Annotated in this window: 15 protein-coding genes; 11 read left to right on the top strand and 4 right to left on the bottom strand. The window is 72.5% G+C overall.

What is annotated here, in order from left to right:
* Positions 1–3 precede the first annotated feature (3 nt).
* Complete coding sequence (locus tag ABZW17_RS28590) at positions 4–4,554, bottom strand: HAMP domain-containing protein (protein ID WP_354820783.1); 4,551 nt, start codon at positions 4,552–4,554, stop codon at positions 4–6.
* 319 nt (positions 4,555–4,873) lie between these two features.
* Positions 4,874–5,845, bottom strand: a complete 972-nt coding sequence (locus tag ABZW17_RS28585; RefSeq protein ID WP_354820780.1) for a magnesium transporter CorA family protein — start codon at positions 5,843–5,845, stop codon at positions 4,874–4,876.
* Between the two features lie 113 nt (positions 5,846–5,958).
* On the opposite strand from ABZW17_RS28585, the gene ABZW17_RS28580 reads away from it, so the two are divergent.
* From ABZW17_RS28580 to ABZW17_RS28550, 7 genes are read left to right on the top strand one after another with little or no spacing between them, the layout of a single operon-like run.
* The gene (locus ABZW17_RS28580) at positions 5,959–6,903 is read left to right on the top strand and encodes a helix-turn-helix domain-containing protein (protein WP_354820777.1); all 945 of its coding nucleotides are present in this window, start codon (positions 5,959–5,961) and stop codon (positions 6,901–6,903) included.
* A 57-nt stretch (positions 6,904–6,960) separates the two neighbouring features.
* On the top strand, positions 6,961–7,728 hold the full coding sequence (locus ABZW17_RS28575) for a MoaF C-terminal domain-containing protein (RefSeq protein ID WP_354820774.1): 768 nt from the start codon (positions 6,961–6,963) through the stop codon (positions 7,726–7,728).
* An 11-nt stretch (positions 7,729–7,739) separates the two neighbouring features.
* On the top strand, positions 7,740–8,153 hold the full coding sequence (locus ABZW17_RS28570) for a nuclear transport factor 2 family protein (protein ID WP_354820771.1): 414 nt from the start codon (positions 7,740–7,742) through the stop codon (positions 8,151–8,153).
* Positions 8,150–9,322 carry an ABC transporter substrate-binding protein gene (locus tag ABZW17_RS28565; protein WP_354820768.1) on the top strand — a complete coding sequence of 391 codons (1,173 nt, stop codon included), beginning with the start codon at positions 8,150–8,152 and terminating at the stop codon, positions 9,320–9,322. The genes ABZW17_RS28570 and ABZW17_RS28565 overlap by 4 nt, the downstream gene beginning before the upstream one ends.
* Positions 9,323–9,332: 10 nt before the next feature.
* Positions 9,333–10,193: a branched-chain amino acid ABC transporter permease gene (locus ABZW17_RS28560; protein ID WP_354820765.1), complete on the top strand. Its 861-nt coding sequence runs from the start codon at positions 9,333–9,335 to the stop codon at positions 10,191–10,193.
* Complete coding sequence (locus ABZW17_RS28555; RefSeq protein ID WP_354820762.1) at positions 10,180–11,898, top strand: ATP-binding cassette domain-containing protein; 1,719 nt, start codon at positions 10,180–10,182, stop codon at positions 11,896–11,898. Before ABZW17_RS28560 ends, ABZW17_RS28555 begins: the two co-directional genes overlap by 14 nt.
* Positions 11,895–12,587, top strand: a complete 693-nt coding sequence (locus tag ABZW17_RS28550; RefSeq protein WP_354820759.1) for an ABC transporter ATP-binding protein — start codon at positions 11,895–11,897, stop codon at positions 12,585–12,587. Before ABZW17_RS28555 ends, ABZW17_RS28550 begins: the two co-directional genes overlap by 4 nt.
* Before the next feature lie 47 nt (positions 12,588–12,634).
* Here ABZW17_RS28550 and ABZW17_RS28545 read toward each other — a convergent pair whose 3' ends face one another.
* Entirely contained in the window at positions 12,635–13,408 is a 774-nt protein-coding gene (locus tag ABZW17_RS28545) for an SDR family oxidoreductase (protein ID WP_354821033.1), read from the bottom strand.
* A 49-nt stretch (positions 13,409–13,457) separates the two neighbouring features.
* Positions 13,458–14,156, bottom strand: coding sequence for an SDR family oxidoreductase (locus ABZW17_RS28540; RefSeq protein ID WP_354820756.1), 699 nt, complete (start codon positions 14,154–14,156; stop codon positions 13,458–13,460).
* A gap of 113 nt (positions 14,157–14,269) precedes the next feature.
* Between ABZW17_RS28540 and ABZW17_RS28535 the strand changes: the two genes are divergently transcribed.
* Genes ABZW17_RS28535 through ABZW17_RS28520 form a run of 4 tightly spaced genes read left to right on the top strand, consistent with a single transcriptional unit; the run spans position 14,270 to position 18,937 of the window.
* Positions 14,270–16,132, top strand: coding sequence for a primary-amine oxidase (locus ABZW17_RS28535; RefSeq protein WP_354820753.1), 1,863 nt, complete (start codon positions 14,270–14,272; stop codon positions 16,130–16,132).
* A 7-nt stretch (positions 16,133–16,139) separates the two neighbouring features.
* A complete protein-coding gene (locus ABZW17_RS28530; protein WP_354820750.1) occupies positions 16,140–16,892 on the top strand; it encodes a MoaF C-terminal domain-containing protein in 753 nt (250 codons plus the stop codon).
* Positions 16,893–16,894: 2 nt separating this feature from the next.
* A complete protein-coding gene (locus ABZW17_RS28525; RefSeq protein ID WP_354820747.1) occupies positions 16,895–18,505 on the top strand; it encodes an amidohydrolase in 1,611 nt (536 codons plus the stop codon).
* Between the two features lie 42 nt (positions 18,506–18,547).
* Positions 18,548–18,937, top strand: a complete 390-nt coding sequence (locus ABZW17_RS28520) for a hypothetical protein (RefSeq protein WP_354820744.1) — start codon at positions 18,548–18,550, stop codon at positions 18,935–18,937.
* Positions 18,938–18,991: the final 54 nt, after the last annotated feature.

The following is an 18,991-nucleotide window of genomic DNA, read 5'->3' as shown; positions in this document are numbered from 1 at the left end:
CGATCACGCCGTCACGTGCCGCTTGATGCGGGTGATCAGGTCGTCCGCGTCCACCGGTTTAGTCACGTAGTCGGTCGCGCCCGAGGCCAGGCTCTTCTCCCGGTCGCCCGGCATCGCCTTCGCCGTCACCGCGACGATCGGGATCCCGGCGTGCTCGGGCATCGCGCGGATCTTCGCGGTCGCGGTGTAGCCGTCCATCTCGGGCATCATCACGTCCATCAGGATCAGGTCGATGCCCGGGTGCGCCGCGACCGTTTCGACGCCCTTGCGGCCGTCTTCGGCGTGCAGCACCTGCATGCCGTGCAGCTCCAGGATGCCGGTCAGGGCGTAGACGTTGCGCGGGTCGTCGTCGACGATCAGCACCGTGCGCCCGGCCAGGGTCGTGTCGACGTCGGCCGGGCGCACCGGCGCGGCCGGCTCGTCCGGGCGGACCAGCGGCAGCACCGCGCCCGGTTCCTCCGCCGACAGGTGCAGCGCGATCCGCTCGCGCAGCTCGTCCAGGCCGGACAGCACCTCCAGGGACTGCCGGTCCGAGCGGGACTGCACGAGCTGTTCGAGTTCGACGTCGAGCCGGCGGCTGTTGTGCGCGAGCACCGGCACCAGCCGCAGGGCGCTGTCGCCCTGCATCGCGTCGAGGAAGCTGAACGCCGTCCGCTCCGGCAGGTCCAAGTCGAGCACCACGCAGTGGTAGGCGTCGGTGGCGAGCGCGGCCGCGGCCTCCTGCGTGCCGACCGCCGTCACGACTTCGACGTCGGCGGGCGAAAGGCCGATGTCGCGGCTGTCGGCCAGGTCCGCCGCCGCGCTCTCGGCGACGAGCGTGAGCAGGCCGTGCTGGCGTTCCTCGACGACCAGCAGCCGGCGGTACGGCCGCGGGCCCGAGGACACGGCGGCGGCGCCGGAATCCGTCGTCACGAGGGCCGTGCCGGGGTGCTCCCCGGCCGGCAGCGGCGCGAAGTCCGGCCGCGCGACCGGCAGCGAGAAGGTGAACGTGCTGCCTTCGCCCAGCGTGCTCTCGGCGGTGATCACGCCGCCGAGCAGCTGGGCGATCTCCCGGCTGATCGACAGGCCGAGCCCGGTGCCGCCGTACTTGCGGCTGGTCGTGCCGTCGGCCTGCTGGAACGCGCCGAAGATCGATTCGAGCTGGTGCTCGGCGATCCCGATCCCGGTGTCGGTGACCCGGAACGCGACGGCGGGCCCGTGCACCCGCAGCGGCCGCGGCAGCCGTTCGGGGTCGACCGCCTCGATGTGCAGCTCGATCAGGCCGACCTCGGTGAACTTGACCGCGTTGGACAGCAGGTTGCGCAGCACCTGCCGCAGCCGCGAGTCGTCGGTGAGCAGCTCGGCGGGCGAGCCGGGCGCGACGGTGATCCGGAAGTCCAGGTTGCGCTGCGACGTCATCGGCCGGAACGTCGCCTCGACGTAGTCGATGAGCTGGCGCAGCGACACCTGCTCCGGCGTGACGTCCATCTTGCCGGCCTCGACCTTCGACAGGTCGAGGATGTCGTTGATCAGCTGCAGCAGGTCCGAACCCGCGGAGTGGATGATGCCCGCGTACTCGACCTGCTTGGCGGTGAGGTTGCGGGTCGGGTTCTGCGCGAGCAGCTGGGCGAGGATCAGCAGGCTGTTGAGCGGGGTGCGCAGCTCGTGGCTCATGTTGGCCAGGAACTCCGACTTGTACTTCGACGCGAGCGTCAGCTGCTGGGCGCGGGCCTCCAGTTCCTGGCGCGCCTGCTCGATCTCCAGGTTCTTCGTCTCGATGTCACGGTTCTGCGTGACCAGCAGCGCCGCCTTCTCCTCCAGTTCGGCGTTGGAGGACTGGAGTTCTTCCTGCCGCGCCTGCAGTTCCTCGGAACGGGCCTGCAGCTCCGCGGTCAGCCGCTGCGACTCGCCGAGCAGCTCGTCGGTGCGGGCGTTGGCCACGATGCTGTTGACGTTGACGCCGATCTGCTCCATCAGCAGTTCCAGGAACGCCCGGTGCACCGTGGTGAAGCCGTGCACGGACGCCAGCTCGATCACGCCGAGCACCTGGTCCTCGACCACGATGGGCAGCACGATCAGGTTGGCCGGCGCGGTGCTGCCCAGGCCCGAGGAGATCGTGGCGTACCCGGGCGGGACGTCGTCGACGGCGATCGCGCGGCGGCTGCGGGCGGCCTGCCCGACCAGCGACTGGCCGACCCGGAACCGGATCGTGGGGCCGTCGCCGTCGTCCGGGTGGCCGTAGGCGCCGACCAGCCGCAGTTCGGGGACCTCGGCGGTGTCGTCGGCCAGGTAGAACGCGCCGTACTGGGCGTTGACCAGCGGGACCAGCTCGTCCATCACGGCCGCGGCGACGACGGCGAGGTCGCGGCGGCCCTGCATCAGGCCGGTGATCGTGGCCAGGTTGGACTTGAGCCAGTCCTGCTCCTGGTTCGCCCGCGTCGTCTCGCGCAGCGACTCCACCATCGAGTTGATGTTGTCCTTCAGCTCGGCGACCTCGCCGGAGGCGTCGACGGTGATCGAGCGGGTCAGGTCGCCCTCGGCGACGGCGCTGGTGACCTCGGCGATCGCGCGGACCTGGCGGGTCAGGTTCCCGGCCAGCTCGTTGACGTTCTCGGTCAGCCGCTTCCAGGTGCCCGACACGCCCTCGACCTCGGCCTGGCCGCCGAGGCGGCCTTCGCTGCCGACCTCGCGGGCGACGCGGGTGACCTCCGCGGCGAACGCCGAGAGCTGGTCGACCATCGTGTTGATGGTGGTCTTGAGCTCGAGGATCTCGCCGCGGGCGTCGACGTCGATCTTGCGGGTCAGGTCGCCCTGCGCGACGGCGGTGGTCACCTGGGCGATGTTGCGGACCTGCCCGGTGAGGTTGTTCGCCATCGAGTTGACGTTGTCGGTGAGGTCCTTCCAGGTGCCGGCCACGTTCGGCACGCGCGCCTGGCCGCCCAGCATGCCTTCGGTGCCGACCTCGCGGGCGACGCGGGTGACCTCGTCCGCGAACGCCGACAGCGTGTCGACCATCGTGTTGATGACGTCGGCCAGGGCCGCGACCTCGCCCTTGGCCTCGACGGTGATCTTGCCCGACAGGTCGCCGCGCGCGACCGCCGTGGCGACCTGGGCGATCGAGCGGACCTGGCCGGTCAGGTTGGACGCCATCACGTTGACGTTGTCGGTCAGGTTCTTCCACGTGCCGGACACGCCGCGGACGGTGGCCTGGCCGCCGAGGTTGCCCTCGGTGCCGACCTCGCGCGCCACCCGGGTGACCTCGTCCGCGAACGCGGACAGCTGATCCACCATCGTGTTGATGGTGTCCTTCAGCTCGAGGATTTCGCCGCGGGCGTCGACGCGGATCTTCTGGGACAGGTCACCGCGCGCGACGGCGGTGGTGACCTGGGCGATCGAGCGGACCTGCGCGGTGAGGTTGTCGGCCATGACGTTGACCGACTCCGTGAGGTCCTTCCAGGTGCCCGAGACGCCCTTGACGTCGGCCTGGCCGCCCAGCCGCCCCTCGGTACCGACCTCGCGCGCCACCCGGGTGACCTCGTCCGCGAACGCGGACAGCTGATCCACCATCGTGTTCAGCGTGTCCTTGAGCTCCAGGACCTCTCCGCGCGCGGTGACGTTGATCTTCTGCGACAGGTCGCCGCTCGCCACCGCGGTGGCCACCTGGGCGATGTTGCGGACCTGGTCGGTCAGGTTGCCCGCCATGAAGTTCACCGAGTCGGTGAGGTCGCGCCAGGTACCCGAGACGCCCTTGACGTCGGCCTGGCCGCCCAGCCGCCCCTCGGTGCCGACTTCGCGGGCGACGCGGGTGACCTCGTCCGCGAACGACGACAGCTGGTCCACCATCGTGTTGATCGTGCTCTTGAGCTCGAGGATCTCGCCCCGCGCGTCGACCGTGATCTTCTGCGACAGGTCGCCCTTCGCCACCGCCGTGGTCACCTGGGCGACGTTGCGGACCTGGTCGGTCAGGTTGCCCGCCATGAAGTTCACCGAGTCGGTGAGGTCGCGCCACACGCCGCCGACGCCGGGCACCTGCGCCTGGCCGCCCAGGCGGCCTTCGCTGCCCACCTCGCGCGCCACGCGGGTGACCTCGTCCGCGAACGACGACAGCTGATCCACCATCGTGTTGACGGTGTCCTTGAGTTCGAGGATTTCACCGCGCGCGTCGACGTCGATCTTCTGCGACAGGTCGCCCTTCGCGACCGCGGTCGCGACCTGGGCGATGTCGCGGACCTGGGTGGTGAGGTTGCCGGCCATGGCGTTCACCGAGTCGGTGAGGTCCTTCCAGGTGCCGGACACGCCGGGGACCTTCGCCTGGCCGCCGAGCTGGCCCTCGCTGCCGACCTCGCGGGCGACGCGGGTGACCTCGGAGGTGAACAGCGACAGCTGGTCGGCCATGCCGTTGAAGACGGTGGCGATTTCGCCGAGCAGGCCGTCGGCCCCGCCGGGCAGCCGGATGCCGAAGTCGCCGTCGCGGACCGCGGTCAGGCCGGCCAGCAGCCGCCGCAGCTCCTGCTCCCCGGCTTCGCCCACGCCTGCGACGGCGATTCCGGCACCCGGGCGCGTCCCCTCGGCCATTGCCCCACCCATCCGCCACCCGTTTCCTGGTCTGCCGGCGCTCGGCGCCGCCCCGCTGTCCGCACACCGGATGGCTCAGCATAGAGCAGCTGCACTAAACTGGACGGCAACGGTTGAGCAACCAGCCGCGCCCGTGTCCGCGCGCGCTCCCCGAGGCGGTCCTCGAAGCCTTTCCTTTCCTGCCAGGCCATCCCGCTGCGCTGGCCCGTTCGGCTGAATGGCGGCACGGGTTCCGCCGACGCGTCCCCGACGCCTCGCGGGCCTTCGTCGCGCGCACCCGCGGGCGTCCGGAGTGGACACTCCACAGTGGAGCTTCGGCTCAGAGCCAGTCCTTCTTCTTGAACAACCCGTACAGCCCGAGCGACAGCACCAGCACCACGGCCGTCGACGTCCAGAACCCGGCCGGTGTCCCGTTCCCCGGGTACGGGACGTTCTGGCCGTAGAACCCCGTCACCGCGGTCGGCACCGCGATCACCGCCGCCCAGCCGGTGACCTTCTTCATGATCAGGTTGAGCCGGTTGCTCTGCAGGTTCAGCTGCGTCTCCCGGATGGTGGTCACCTGCTCCCGCAGCGACTCGGTCTGCTCCGCCGCCTGCCGGGCGTGGTCGTGGACGTCCTCGAAGTACGGGCGCGTCAGCTCGTCGGCCAGCCGCAGGTCCGGGCGCATCAGGGAGCTGATCACCTCGCGCATCGGCAGCACGACCTTGCGCAGCCGGGTCAGGCTCTTGCGCAGGCGGAACGAGCGGCGCTGCAGCACCGACTGGTCCGGCCGCTCGTCGAACACGAAGTCCTCCAGCGCTTCGACCTCTTCGTCCAGCGCCTGCACGGCCTCGTACTGGCCGTCGACGACGAAGTCGAGCAGGCCGTGCACCAGGAACGGCACGCCGGACTTCGCCAGCTCGGTGTTCTCGTCCCAGCGGCGCACCACCGCCTCGATGTCGAACCCGTCGTCCTTGCGGACCGTCACCACGGCCTGCGGGGTGACGAACACCGCCAGCTCGGCCGTCGCGAGGTCCCCGGCTTCCGCGTCGAACCGCACCGCGTAGGCGGTCAGGAAGGCGTGCTCGGCGTAGCGGTCGAGCTTCGGGCGCTGGTGCTCCTGAACAGCATCCTCGACGGCGAGCCGGTGCAGGCCCAGTTCGCCGGCGAGCTCGGCCAGATCCGCCTCCGACGGCGCGCAGAGGTCGACCCACACGGCGGTGCCGGACTCGGCCAGGTAGTCGGAGACGTCCGCGAGCGGGAAGTCTTCCTTGTGCAGCACGCCGTCGCGGTAGGCGCGGGTTCTCGTCATGCCCGCGGAATGCCCGATCGGGCCGGCCTTCACACACGCCGGGCATTGTCGCCGAAGATCGTATCGCTTATCGTATACGACGCTGCATCCTCCCGACGCTGCGAGGTGACCCCGTGCCTGCCCCGACGACCCTCATCGCCCGTGACTTCACCGAATTCCGCGCCGCCGTCTCCCAGTCCTTCGTGCCGCTGCACGTGACCGCGGGCGGTGACGGCTTCCGCGGCCGGATCCGCTCGTCGGCGGCCGACGACGTGCAGGTTTCCGAGGTGACCGCCTCACCCCACGTCGTGGAACGCACACCGGAGCTGATCGCGCGCGGCGAGCGCCGCTACTACAAGCTGAGCCTGATCCTGGCCGGCACCGGGCTGCTGGTGCAGGACGACCGCCAGGCCGTGCTGCGCCCCGGCGACGTCGCCCTCTACGACACGCACCGGCCGTACTCGCTGGTGTTCGAAGAGGACTTCCGGACCCTGGTCGTGATGTTCCCGCAACGGCTGATCGACCTGCCCGCCGAGCTGGTCGGGCGGCTGACCGCGGTGCGGATGTCGGGCAAGGAAGGCGTCGGCAACGTCGTCGTACCCTTCCTCGCCCAGCTCGGCGGCAACCTCGAGCAGCTGGCGGGCCCGGCGGGCGCGCGGCTGGCGCACAGCGCCGTCGACCTGCTGTCCACCCTGTTCGCCACCGAACTGGACCTCGCCCGCGCGAACGCCGACCCGCACCACGAGCTGATGCGCCGGATCCGCGCCCACATCGACGCGAACCTGCACTCGGCGGACCTGACCCCGGCGCGGATCGCGGCCGAGCACTTCATCTCCACCCGGCACCTGCACGGGCTGTTCCAGGAGCAGGGCACCACCGTCTCCGGCTGGATCCGCACCCGGCGGCTGGAGCACTGCCGCCGCGACCTGCTCGACCCGGTGCACGCCGGCCGCCCGGTCGCGGCCATCGCCGCCCGCTGGGGGTTCGTCGACGCCGCGCACTTCAGCCGGGTGTTCAAGACCGCGTTCGGGCGGGCACCGAGCGAGGTGCGCCGGGAGTTGACCGTCAGCGTCCGGTAGTTGCCCGCCAGCGCGTGACCGCTCGCCCGGACCCCGGGGCCGCCCGACGATGAGGCCATGCCCGAAGCCCCCTCCGACGACTGGCGCACCTACGACGAATTCGCCGCCGGCATCGCCACCTACCGGCTGCCGGCCGCCGACCTCACCGGCCGGGACGTCACGATCACCCTCGACGACGGCGAAACCCTCGCGCTGAGCTTCAAGGACGCCGGGCACGTCGTGTGCAACGGCGTCGAAGACCCGTACGACGCCGTTGCCGTGCGCGACGACGTCTTCTTCGTGAACCTGCCGCTCACCAGCGTCGACCGCGAGGCGCTGACCGTCGTGTATTCGACGGCGACCCACCGTGCGCTCGCCGTCCGCTCGGTGATCGGCGCTGAAGACGTCGAGGGCGTTCCCCGCGTCTCTCAGGACTTCCGGGCGGGGGTCACCGACGGCGGCGAGCCGTCCGGGGCCGTGCCCGGGCCGTCGCGCGACCTGATCGGCAAGCGCAACCTCTACCGCTACAGCCCCGACCACCTGTACGAGCACGTCTACGTCTCCTCGCAGCGCTACGCCTGGCAGTGCCTGGAAGGCGTGCAGCGCGGCCACGGTGACATGGACCTCTCGACGGTGTGGAAGTTCGCCGACGGGCTCTACCTGTTCTGCTTCCGCGAGTTCCGGATCGCCGTGGCGAGCGTCTGGCTGCACGACCTCGGTCACGCGCTGCGCACCACCGGGGTGTTCCTCGGCCTGACCGGCGACGGCCGGTCCGAGCACTCCCGCGCCGGCGGGCACATCCACCCGCTGGGCGCGGTCGCCTACCCCGACACCCAGCCCGTCTGAAGGAGCCACCCGTGTCCCCTGTGCCCAGCGCGTCCGATGTGGACGTCATCCGCGCGCACTACGCCGCGAGCGACCGGGGCGACCTGCCCGGCATGCTCGCCCCGCTCGGCCCGAAGACGACGTGGACGGAGGCCGCCGGATTCCCCTACGCCGGCACGTACACCGGCCCGGACGAGGTGCGCGAGCACGTGTTCGAGGCCATCGGCCGGGACTGGGACGGCTACCGCTTCACCCTCGGCGACCTGTTCGACGCCGGAACCGCGGTGATCGGCGTCGGCACCTACACCGGCACGCACCGCCGCACCGGCCGGTCGTTCACCGCCCGTGTCGCGCACCTGTGGCGCTTCGAGGGCGGCGAGGTCAAGTCCTTCGAGCAGATCGTCGACTCCGCGCCCGTCGTGGCCGCCTCCCGGGAGCAGCAATGAGAAAAGTCCTGCCCGCGCTCGCGGCCGCCGTCCTCCTGGCGGCCGCGGGCTGCGCCGGTTCCGACGCCGGCTCGAACGGCCCGATCGTGGTCGGGTCGGTGAACGCGCTGTCCGGCGCGGCCACCTTCCCGGAGGCGTCCCAGGCGGCGAAGGCCGTGTTCGACGCGGCCAACGCGGCCGGCGGCGTCAACGGCCGCCAGATCCAGTACAAGGCGATCGACGACAAGGGCGACCCGGCGGCGGCCGCGGCGGCCGCCCGCGAGGTGGTCGGCGGCGACCAGGCCGTCGCGCTCGTCGGATCGTCGAGCCTCATCGAGTGCGAGATCAACGAGAAGTACTACGAGCAGCAGAAAATCCTGTCGATGCCGGGCATCGGCGTCGACCCGGCCTGCTTCTCCAGCCCGAACATCGCGCCGGTCAACGTCGGGCCGTTCCACGACATGACGCTGACCCTGCTGTACGGCTCGGAAGTGCTGAAGCTGGACAACATCTGCGCCCTGCTGGAAATCGCCGGCAACACGCTCCCGGCCTACCAGGCGGCCATCGGCGAGTGGACGAAGATCACCGGCAAGAAGCTGAAGTACGTCGACTCGACCGTCCCTTATGGTGGGTCGGACTACACGCCCTACATCGTCAAGGCGCGCGCGGCGGGCTGCAAGGCGATCACCGTCAACCCGGTGGAGCCGGACTCGATCGGCCAGCTCAAGGCCGCCCAGGCGCAGGGCTGGACCGACGTCACCTGGCTGCTGCTGACCAGCGTCTACAGCGAGAACTACGCCAAGGCGATCTCGAACGCGGGCGCCGGTGTGTACGTCCCGGCCGAGTTCTCCCCCTTCACCGACGCCGCCGCCCCGGCCAACCAGGAGTGGCGCGCCCTGATGACGAAGAACAAGATCCCATTGACGTCGTTCAGCCAGGGCGGCTACCTGGCCGCGAAGTACTTCCTCGCCGTCCTTCGCGGGATGAAGGGCGACATCACGCGCGAGACGGTGTCGAAAGCGCTGCGCGAGATGAAGCCGATCAGCGACCCGATGGTCGGCACGCCGTACGTGTTCGGGCCGGCGCAGGCGCACCACGACAACACCGCGGGCTGGCCGATCAAGCTGGCCACCGGCGCCAACAAGTGGGAACTCGTGGCGCAGGACTGGCTCCGCATCCCGAAGCAGTAGGAGGACGTCGATGCTGCAGGGCGCTCTGGCCGGTCTCGCCGCCGGCGGGCTCTACGCGGTGCTCGCGGTGTGCCTGACCCTGATGTCGCGGCTGGTGCGGGTGGTCAACTTCGCCCAGTCCGCGACCGGGATGTTCGGCTGCTACGTCGCCGTCTTCCTCGCCGTCCACCTCGGCGTGCCGGCGTGGCTGGCGACCCTGGCGGGCATCCTGCTCGGCGGCGCGCTGAGCGCGGTGCTCGGCTGGATCGTCTCGACCTGGCTGGCCGAGGCGGACACCGGCACGCGCTCGGCGACCACGGTCGCCGTCCTCCTGCTGCTGATTTCGCTGGCGTTCATCCTGTTCGGGAACAAGCCGCAGCCGTTCCACCCGCTCCTGGCCGGCCCGGCGTTCACCGTCGGCGGTGTGGTGGTCAGCCAGGTCACGGTGCTCACGGTGGCGCTGGCCGTGCTGGTGGCTCTGGGCTGCCGGGCGGTACTGGCCCGGACGGCGCTGGGGGTGCGCCTGCGGGCCCTGTCGGAGCGCCCGACGACGGCGGAGCTGCTGGGCATCCCGGCGCGGCCGCTGTCGGTGGGCGTCTGGACGGCGACCGGGGTGATCGCGACCCTGGCGGTGTCGATCGTGGCGCCGTCGCAGTCGAACGACCCGACGTCGCTGGCGATGCTGGTGGTCCCGGCCGCGGCGGCGGCCCTGCTGGGCGGTTTCCGGCGGCTGGACCTGGCGGTGGCGGGCGGGCTGGTGCTCGGCATGGCCCAGGGCGCAGTCGCGCAGAGCGACCGGCTGTCGGTGCTGCGGTACTTCCTGCCGTTCCTGGTGATCGTGGCGCTGCTGCTGTGGACGCAGCGCAAGGAGGTGTGGGATGCGGCTCGCTGAACACCCTGTCGCCCGCGCCGGGCTCCCGTTGGTCGTCGCGGCCGCCGCCGTCGGGATCGGCTACGCGCTGAGCGTCGGGCTCGCCGGGTACTTCGTCTACCTCGGGGTCAGTGCCGTCGTCGCCGCCATCGCCCTGCTCGGGCTCGGCGTCGTCACCGGGACCGCCGGGATGATCTCGCTCTGCCAGCTGACCTTCGCCGCCGTCGGGGCGTTCGTCGTCTCCGCGTGCAACGTCGCCGGGGTGCCCGGCGGGTTCGGCACCTGGCTGCTCCTCGGTGGCCTCGCCGCCGCCGCGGCCGGGGTGCTCGTCGGGCTGCCCGCGCTGCGGCTGCGCGGCATCACCCTCGCCGTCGTCACCCTCGGGCTCGCCGCGGCCGCCGATCTCACCCTCGTGCAGATCCAGTTCCCCGGCGCCACCGAAGGGCTCTCCGTCGAGCGGCCCGAAGCGTTCTCCGACGACCGCTCCTACTTCCTGTTCGCCGTCCTGGTCCTCGTCGCCTGCGGGCTGGTCGTGCACTTCCTGCGCCGCGGCCGGTGGGGCAGCAGCTGGCACCTCGTCGCCTTCTCCGAACGCGGCACAGCCGCGGTCGGCGCGGGCGTGCGGACGTCCAAGCTCACCGCCTTCGCGGTCAGCGCCGCGCTCGGCGGGATCAGCGGGGGCCTGCTCACCGGGCAGGTCGGGCTGGCCTTCCCGGCCAGTTTCACCGCCATCCAGTCCCTCGCGCTGTACGTGCTGGCCATCATGTCCGGCGCCCACCTGATCGACATGGCCGTGTTCGGCGCGCTGCTCTGGGTCGCCGTGCCCGAGCTGCTCAAACGCTGGGGCGTGCCGCAGGACTGGGGGTTCGTCGTCTTCGGCGTGCTCGGCGTCCAGGCGCTCACCGGCCGCGGCAACCTCGGCACGGCCGTGCGGGCCCTGTGGTACCGCCGCCGGTCCGGCAAGACCGCCGGGGTCGGCCTGGCCGAAACCGTCGCCGACGTCGAACCGCTGCCGCCCGGGGCCCCGGTGCTCGAGGTGCGCGGCCTGAGTGTCTCCTTCGGACACGTCACCGCACTGTCCGATGTGGACATCACGGTGCCGGAACACGGGATCCTCGGCGTGATCGGGCCCAACGGCGCCGGGAAGTCCACTTTGGTCGACGCGATCAGCGGCTTCCTCCCCCGGGCCACCGGCACCGCCACCCTCGGCGGGCGGGCGCTCACCGGCTCTCCGACGCGCCGGGCCCGCGGCGGGCTGCGGCGGACGTTCCAGCAGGACCGCGTCCCGCCCGGGCTCACCGTCGGCGCCTACGTCCGGTTCGTCGCCCGGCGGCGGCTCACCGGCGGCGAGATCGCCGACGCGCTGGAGTTCTTCGGCTGCCCGGGCCCGCGTACCCCGCTGTCCCGGGTGGACGCGGGCGCGCGGCGGCTGGTCGAGGTCGTCGGGCACCTGCTCGCCGCGCCGCGGGTGCTGCTGCTCGACGAACCGGCGGCCGGCCTGCCGCACGAGGAACACGTGGCCTTCGGGCGGCGGCTGCGGCAGGTGCCGGCGCGGTTCGGGGTGTCGGTGCTGCTCATCGAGCACGACCTCGACCTCGTCCGGTCGGTCTGCGACACGCTCACCGTCCTCGACTTCGGCCGGGTGCTGGCGAGCGGGCCGCAGGCCGACGTCCTGGCCGACCCGGCCGTGCTGAAGGCGTACATGGGTGAAACGGAGCTGCTGTGAACGCGTTGCGAGTCCACGGGCTGACGGTGAAGCGCGGGGCCGGCCCGGTCATCCGCGACGTCGACCTCGTCCTCGAACCGGGCCGGACCACCGCGCTGGTCGGGCCCAACGGCGCCGGGAAGACGAGCCTCCTGGAGGCGGTGTCGGGCGTGGTGCCGCCCTCGGCCGGGAGTGTCCACCTCGGCGGGGTGAACGTCACGCGGCACTCGCGGGTGGCGCGGGCCCGGCTCGGGCTGGCCCACATCGAACAGGGCCGCGCGGTGTTCCCCGGGCTGACGGTGCTGGAGAACCTCCGCCTGACCGCCCGCACGCCGGCGGTCGTCGACGAGGTCCTCGCGCTGTTCCCCGAGCTGGAGAAGCGGCGCGACTCCCCCGCCGCCCTGCTCTCCGGCGGCGAGCAGCAGATGGTGGTGCTGGCGCGCGCGTTCGCCGCGCGCCCGGCGTACCTGCTCATCGACGAGATGTCCCTGGGGCTGGCCCCGGTGGTGTTCACCCGGCTGTTGCCGGTGGTGACGCGGTTCGCCGCCGAGGGGACGGCGATCCTGCTGGTCGAGCAGTTCACGCACCTGGCCCTCGGCGTCGCGCAGGAGGCGGTGGTGGTCTCGTCGGGCCGTGTCACCTACACCGGTGACGCGCAGACCCTCCTCGACTCCCCCGCCACCCTGCACTCGGCCTACCTCGGGTCGTGAGTGCGTAACAGTGTTAGAACACTGTTACGCACTCACGAGCCCAGGTGTCACATCCCGGCGCGCTCGAAGGCCAGCGTCGGGAGGTCCACGGCGTGGGCGCCGCCGTCGGCGACGATCACCGCACCGGTGATGTACGACGACTCCGCCGAGCCCAGGAACCGCACGATCGCCGCGATCTCCCCGGGCTCGGCGGGACGGCGCAGCGGGACCTCGGCCGTCACGCGGCGGTAGCCCTCGTCGTGGCCGCCGGTGAAGCCCGCCGCCTCGGCGAACTGCGCCATCTCGCCGTCCGCCATCGGCGTCCGGACCCAGCCCGGGCAGACCGCGTTCGCCCGGACCCCGCGCGGCCCGAAGTCGCGGGCGATCGAGCGGGTCAGGCCGATGAGCGCGTGCTTGGCGACGGTGTAGCCGGCGACGTTCGGCCCGGCGAACAGCCCGGCCAGCGACGACACCACGACCACCTGCCCGCCCGTCTCGACCAGGGACGGCAGCGCGGCCCGGCAGAACACGAACGCGCTGGAGAGGTTCGAGCGCAGGGCCAGCTCCCACTCGTCGTCGCCGGTGTCGGCCACCGACGACAGGCCGTGGCCGCCGGCGTTGGCCACCACGACGTCGAGCCGGCCGTACTCGCCGACGATCTCGGCGACCGCGGCCTCGGCGTCCGCCCGCACGCTCGCGTCGCCGGTGATGACGTGCGCGCCGGTCTCCGCGGCCACCTTCTCGAGGGGTTCGCGACGCCGTCCCAGCACGACCACGCGCGCGCCTTCGCCCGCGTACCGGCGGGCCACCGCCGCGCCGATGCCGGTGCCGCCGCCGGTGATGGCGACGACCTTGCCTGATGAGTCCGACGAGTACACTGTGGATCCTTTCCTAAGCGGGGAACGCGGAGCGCGCCGACATCCCGAAGTCGGCCAGCAGGGCCTGGCCGTTGACCGGCCGCGAAGCCGGGGACGCGAGGAACAGCACCTGCCGGGCGACGTCCTCGGCCGCCTGCACCGGGAACGCCGGGTCGTCCAGGACGGCGCCGAGGTCCGCGCGCGCCATCGGCGTGTCCACCACCGACGGGCAGACGCAGTTGACCCGGATCCCCGGCACCTCGACGGCCAGCGCGCGGGTCATCGCGACCACCGCGCCCTTGGACGCGCAGTAGGGCACCATGCCCGGCGCCGCGGTGAACGCCGAGTCGCTGCCGAGCAGGACGACCGCGCCGCCGTCGGCCAGCCACGGCATGGCCAGCTTGACCAGCAGGAACTGCCCGGTGACGTTGACCGCGAGGACCCGGGCGACGTCGGCGGCCGTGGTCGCGGACAACGGGGTGCCGACCGGGCCGGAGATCCCGGCGCAGCCGACGACGGCGTCGAGGCCGCCGAAGCCACGGGCCACGGTCTGGACCGCGGCAGCCAGGGCGGGCTCGTCGGTGACGTCCGCCCGGACGACGCCGGGGCCGGCTCGGCGGTCGATGACGCCGACGCGCGCGCCCTCGGCGCGGAACGCCTCGGCGCAGGCCAGGCCGATGCCGGACGCGCCGCCGGTCACCAGCACGGCCTTCCCGGCGAGTTCGGTTCGCATGCGCCCATCCTCACCGCGGGCGGCCGCCGGGCGGTTGGCCGCGAGCGCAGCGTTGTTGTCCGGCGCCGCACGGGCGGTTCCGCGCGCGACGACGGAGGGCGAGACTCGTCAGGGTGAGCACGCCGCACCCCCTCGACCCGCTGACCGCCGCCGAGCTGTCCGCCGGCCGCGCCATCCTCGCCGCCGCCGGGCTGGCCGGCGGCGCGATCCGGGTCCCGCAGGTCCTGCCGGTCGAACCGGCCAAGGCGGAGGTCCGTGCGGGCGGAGGTGACCGCCGGATCCGCTACACGCTCCTCGACACCGCCACCGGCCGCGCCGGCGAGGCCGTCGTCTCGGTGACCCGGGGCGAGCTGGTGTCCTGGGACGACTGGGCCGAGGCCGCCGGGCAGCCGTCGTACCTGTTCGAGGAGTACGCCCAGGCCGAGCAGCTGACGAAGGCGTCGGCGGAGTGGCAGGCCGCGATGGCCCGGCGCGGCCTCGCCGACCGGGTCGAGCACGCCTTCTGCGCGCCGCTGGCGCCCGGCTACTTCGGGCGCGAGGACGAGTCCGGCCGCGTCATGCGTTCGCTGACCTTCCTGCGCGAAGACGTCGACGACAGCCCGTGGGCCCACCCCGTCGAGGGCCTGATCGTGCACCTGAACCTCACCGAGCGGCGCGTGCTGCGCGTCGAGGACGAGGGGGACGTCCCGGTGCCCGCCGAGAGCGGCCGCTACACGGGCGTCCCGGCGCGGACGACGCTCAAGCCGGTCGAGATCACCCAGCCCGACGGCCCGAGCTTCGCCGTCGACGGCTCCGAGGTGACGTGGGAGGGCTGGCGGCTGCGCGTCGGCTTCAACGCCCGCGAGGGGCTGACGCTGCACCAGGTGAGCTTCCGGGACCGGCCGGTCCTGTACCGGGCCTCCGTCCCGGAGATGGTGGTCCCGTACGGGGACGTCGCGCCCGGCCGGTTCTGGATCAGCTACTTCGACGCCGGCGAGTACCAGTTCGGCAAGAACGGCAACGACCTGCGGCTGGGCTGCGACTGCGTCGGTGTCATCCACTACTTCCCGGCCTGGGTGGCCGACGACCACGGCGAGCCGGTGGAGATCCCGCGCGCGATCTGCCTGCACGAGGAGGACGACGGGATCCTCTGGAAGCACACCGACCTGGCGGGGCGGCCCGAGGTCCGGCGGTCGCGGCGGCTGGTGGTGTCGTCGATCTCCACCATCGGCAACTACGACTACGGCCACTACTGGTACTTCCACCTCGACGGCTCGATCGAGTTCGAGGCGAAGGCCACCGGCATCGTCTTCTGCGGCGCCGGGACCCCGGGGCAGGACCAGCCGCACGCCACCGAGCTGGCGCCCGGCCTCTTCGCGCCGGTGCACCAGCACCTGTTCTGCGCACGGCTCGACGTCGAGGTCGACGGCGACCGCACCAGCCTGCACGAGGTCGACGTCGAAGGCGTGCCGACCGGCCCGGCCAACCCGTACGGCAACGCGTTCACCTGGAAGACCACGCCGCTGCGGACCGAACGCGCGGCGATGCGCCGGGCCGACCCGGCCCGCGCCCGCGTCTGGGAGGTCCGCAGCGCGTCGCGGGTCAACCGGCTCGGCAAGCCGACCGCCTACCAGCTGGTACCGCGGCCCTCGGCGACGCTGATGGCGCAGCCGGAGGCGACCGTGCACGCCCGCGCCACCTTCGCGACGCAGCACCTGTGGGCGACGCCGTACCGCGAGGACGAGCGGTTCCCGGCCGGCGACCGGCCCAACGCCCACCCCGGCGGCGCCGGCCTGCCCGCGTGGACGGCCGCCGACCGCGACCTCGTCGACACCGACCTCGTGCTGTGGCACGTGTTCGGCCCGACCCACGTCCCCCGTCCCGAGGACTGGCCGGTGATGCCGGTCGACCGCTCCGGGTTCCTGTTCCGCCCGGCCGGCTTCCTCGACCGCAACCCCGCGCTCGACCTCCCGTCCGGCGACCACTGCGCACACTGAGGACACCATGACCCTTTCGGACACCTCCACCTGGCTGCCGCTCGACGGCCTGGCCCCCGGCTTCGATGCCAACAAGGCACTGGTCGTCGACGACCTGCAGGGCCGCTCCTTCGTGCTGCACGACGACGAAGGCGGCCCGGACCGGGTCACCGGCTCCGACATCGCGGCCGGCGAGACGTTCCTCGTCGACGACGACCTCTACTACGTCCAGCGCCACCCGTCGCCGGACTCGCGCGAGGCGGTGTCGCTCTTCCTGGACCTGCGGGACGGGCGCGCGCTGGTCGTCACCACGACGATCGGCGAGCACGGCACCCCGCGCGTCACCCAGGAGTTCCGGCCCGCGACGATCGACGGCTTCGCCGTCCGCGGCGAGCCGATGGCGCCGAGCACCGCGCTGATCGGCCGCCGGGTGCTGTGGGTCTACAGCCGCGAGCACGCCTACGAGCACGTCTACCTCAGCCCGCACTGGTACACCTGGCAGTGCCTGGCCGGGCCCGAGCGCGGGCTCGCCGACACCGACGAGAACACCGTCTACCGGATCCGGCCCGGCATCCACGTCTTCACCTGGCGGGAGAAGGTCATCCCGTGCGCGTCGGTGACGATCGCCGACCACCGCGACGCCCGCCGCCTGCGCTCCCACGGTGTCCTCTTCGGACTCGACGCCACCGGCGAGCGGCCGACGCACTTCACCTTCGGCGCGCACGGGCAGCTGCTGAGCACCACCGTCCACCCCGCCGAGTTCGACCCGGCGGAGAGCTGACCATGGCCGCCGACCTGGTGCTGACGAACGCCGTGGTGTACACGATGGACACCGCCCGGCCCTGGGCGACCTCGCTGGCCGTCGCCGGCGGAAAGGTCGTCGACGACGTCGCCGGTCCGGAGACCGAGGTGCTCGACCTCGGCGGCGCGTTCGTCATGCCGGGGCTGGTCGACGTGCACAACCACCACGCGATGGCCGGGCGGGCGGAGCTGTTCGAACTCACCTTCGGCGCGGACGCCGATGTCGAGGACATCCTGGCCGCCGTCCGCGCGCGGGCCGCGTCGCTGGGCCCGGACGAGTGGCTCACCGGCGGCGCCTGGGCGTCCACCCTGGTCTCGGAGCTGTCGCGCCCGGCCGCCCGGCGGGCGCTGGACGAGGCCGCGGGCGGGCGGCCGGTGTCGCTGTCGGACGACAGCCGGCACAACCGCTGGGTGAGCAGCCGGGCCCTGGACCTGGCCGGGATCACCGCGGCGACGCCGGACCCGCCCGGCGGGGTCGTCGTCCGCGACGGCGGCGAGCCGAGCGGGCTGCTGCTGGAGGCTGCCGGAGTCCTGGTCGAGCGCGTGATCGCCGGGCTGACCCCGGAGCAGCACCGCCGCGCGTCCCGGCGGGCGATCGAGGTGCTGCACGGCTTCGGCGTCACCGCGTTCCAGGACGCCGGGGTCTCGACCGGCATCCTGGGCGCGCTGCGCTCGCTGGACCTGGCCGGCGAACTCGACGCCTGGGTGGTGTCGTCGCTGCTGGTCAACGACCCGATCTTCGGCTTCGACCCGGTCGGGGCGCCGCTGCTGGCGGTCGCCGAGGAGTACCGCACCGAGCACCACCGCCCGGACTTCGTGAAGATCTTCCTCGACGGCGTGCCGCCGACCCGGACGGCGGCGTTCCTGGAGCCGTACCTGCCCGACGAGACCCACGGCAGCTGCTTCCACGGCGCCACGACGATGCCCCCGGCCGAACTGACCGAATGGCTGCTGACCGCGGCCGCCGCGGGCCTCTCGGCCAAGGTCCACTGCACGGGCGACGCGTCGGTGCGGCAGTTCCTGGACGCGGTCGAGCAGGTGCGCGCGGCGGGGTTCGCCGGCACGCGGTTCCAGGTGGCGCACGGCCAGTTCGTGCACCCGGACGACCTGCCGCGGTTCGCCGCGCTGGGCGTGGCCGCGGACATCTCGCCGTTCCTGTGGGTCCCGGGGGTGATTCCGTCGGCGATCGCGGAGGTCCTGCCGGCCGCGCGGGCCGCGCGGATGCAGCCGAACCGGACCCTGCTCGACACGGGGGCGCTGGTGGCGGGCGGTTCGGACTGGCCGGTGAGCGAGTCGCCGAACGCCTGGGAAGGGATCGCGGGCCTGGTCACCCGCGAGGACCCCCACCGGCGGCGGCCGGGCGCGCTGTGGCCGGAGCAGGCGATCACCCTGGCGGAGGCGATCGAGGTGTTCACCCTGGGCGGGGCGCGCGCGTGCGGCCTGGACGACGTGACGGGCGCGTTGACGCCGGGGCGGTCGGCGGACTTCGTGGTCCTGGACCGCGATCCGTTCCGGACGGCGGGGGCGGCGGAGCTGGCCGGGACGCAGGTCGTGGAGACGTGGTTCGCGGGGCGGCGCGTGTTCCGGCGCTGACCCCGGGACGGTCTCGCGGCCACCTACGAGCGGGCGCTGGCCATGATGCGCCGGCACGTCGAACTCGAGGGCCTGCGGGGACTCACCGCGCTGCGCGAGCTCTGCGTGTCGGCCATGCCGATCGACGACGAGCGGATCACCGCCGGGCGCGTGCTGCTGACCTTCTGGCAGCTGTCGCTCGGCGACCGGCGGAGGCACGACAAGTACCTCGAGCACGTCCGCGACTGGCGCGGGCTGCTGCACCGCTTCCTCGCCGAGGGCCGCGAAGACGGCGACATCGTCACCGTGACCCCCGACGAGCAGATCATCGACGAGATCGTCCTGCTCAACGCCGGCGCCACCGTGATGAGCCTGGTGGCGGGCGAGTTCTCCACGATCGATCTCCAGCACCGGCACCTGGAGTCGCTCCTGGACCGCCTCACCCGCCCCTGACGCTCGGTGCGGGCCGTCGTGAGTGGTAAGGCGGGTTCTAACTCGCCTTACCAC

Origin of the sequence: Amycolatopsis sp. NPDC004625 (assembly GCF_040609695.1) — a bacterium.
Lineage (GTDB): Bacteria > Actinomycetota > Actinomycetes > Mycobacteriales > Pseudonocardiaceae > Amycolatopsis.
Note: the sequence above shows the minus strand (reverse complement) of the source record. Positions and strands in the feature narration are given on the sequence as shown.

Coding starts and splice junctions, on each gene's coding strand:
- ABZW17_RS28525 (WP_354820747.1), top strand. CDS start 16,895: ATGGCCGCCGACCTGGTGCTGACGAACGCCGTGGTGTACACGATGGAC.
- ABZW17_RS28565 (WP_354820768.1), top strand. CDS start 8,150: ATGAGAAAAGTCCTGCCCGCGCTCGCGGCCGCCGTCCTCCTGGCGGCC.
- ABZW17_RS28590 (WP_354820783.1), bottom strand. CDS start 4,554: ATGGCCGAGGGGACGCGCCCGGGTGCCGGAATCGCCGTCGCAGGCGTG.
- ABZW17_RS28520 (WP_354820744.1), top strand. CDS start 18,548: ATGATGCGCCGGCACGTCGAACTCGAGGGCCTGCGGGGACTCACCGCG.
- ABZW17_RS28530 (WP_354820750.1), top strand. CDS start 16,140: ATGACCCTTTCGGACACCTCCACCTGGCTGCCGCTCGACGGCCTGGCC.
- ABZW17_RS28555 (WP_354820762.1), top strand. CDS start 10,180: ATGCGGCTCGCTGAACACCCTGTCGCCCGCGCCGGGCTCCCGTTGGTC.
- ABZW17_RS28585 (WP_354820780.1), bottom strand. CDS start 5,845: ATGACGAGAACCCGCGCCTACCGCGACGGCGTGCTGCACAAGGAAGAC.
- ABZW17_RS28540 (WP_354820756.1), bottom strand. CDS start 14,156: ATGCGAACCGAACTCGCCGGGAAGGCCGTGCTGGTGACCGGCGGCGCG.
- ABZW17_RS28575 (WP_354820774.1), top strand. CDS start 6,961: ATGCCCGAAGCCCCCTCCGACGACTGGCGCACCTACGACGAATTCGCC.
- ABZW17_RS28560 (WP_354820765.1), top strand. CDS start 9,333: ATGCTGCAGGGCGCTCTGGCCGGTCTCGCCGCCGGCGGGCTCTACGCG.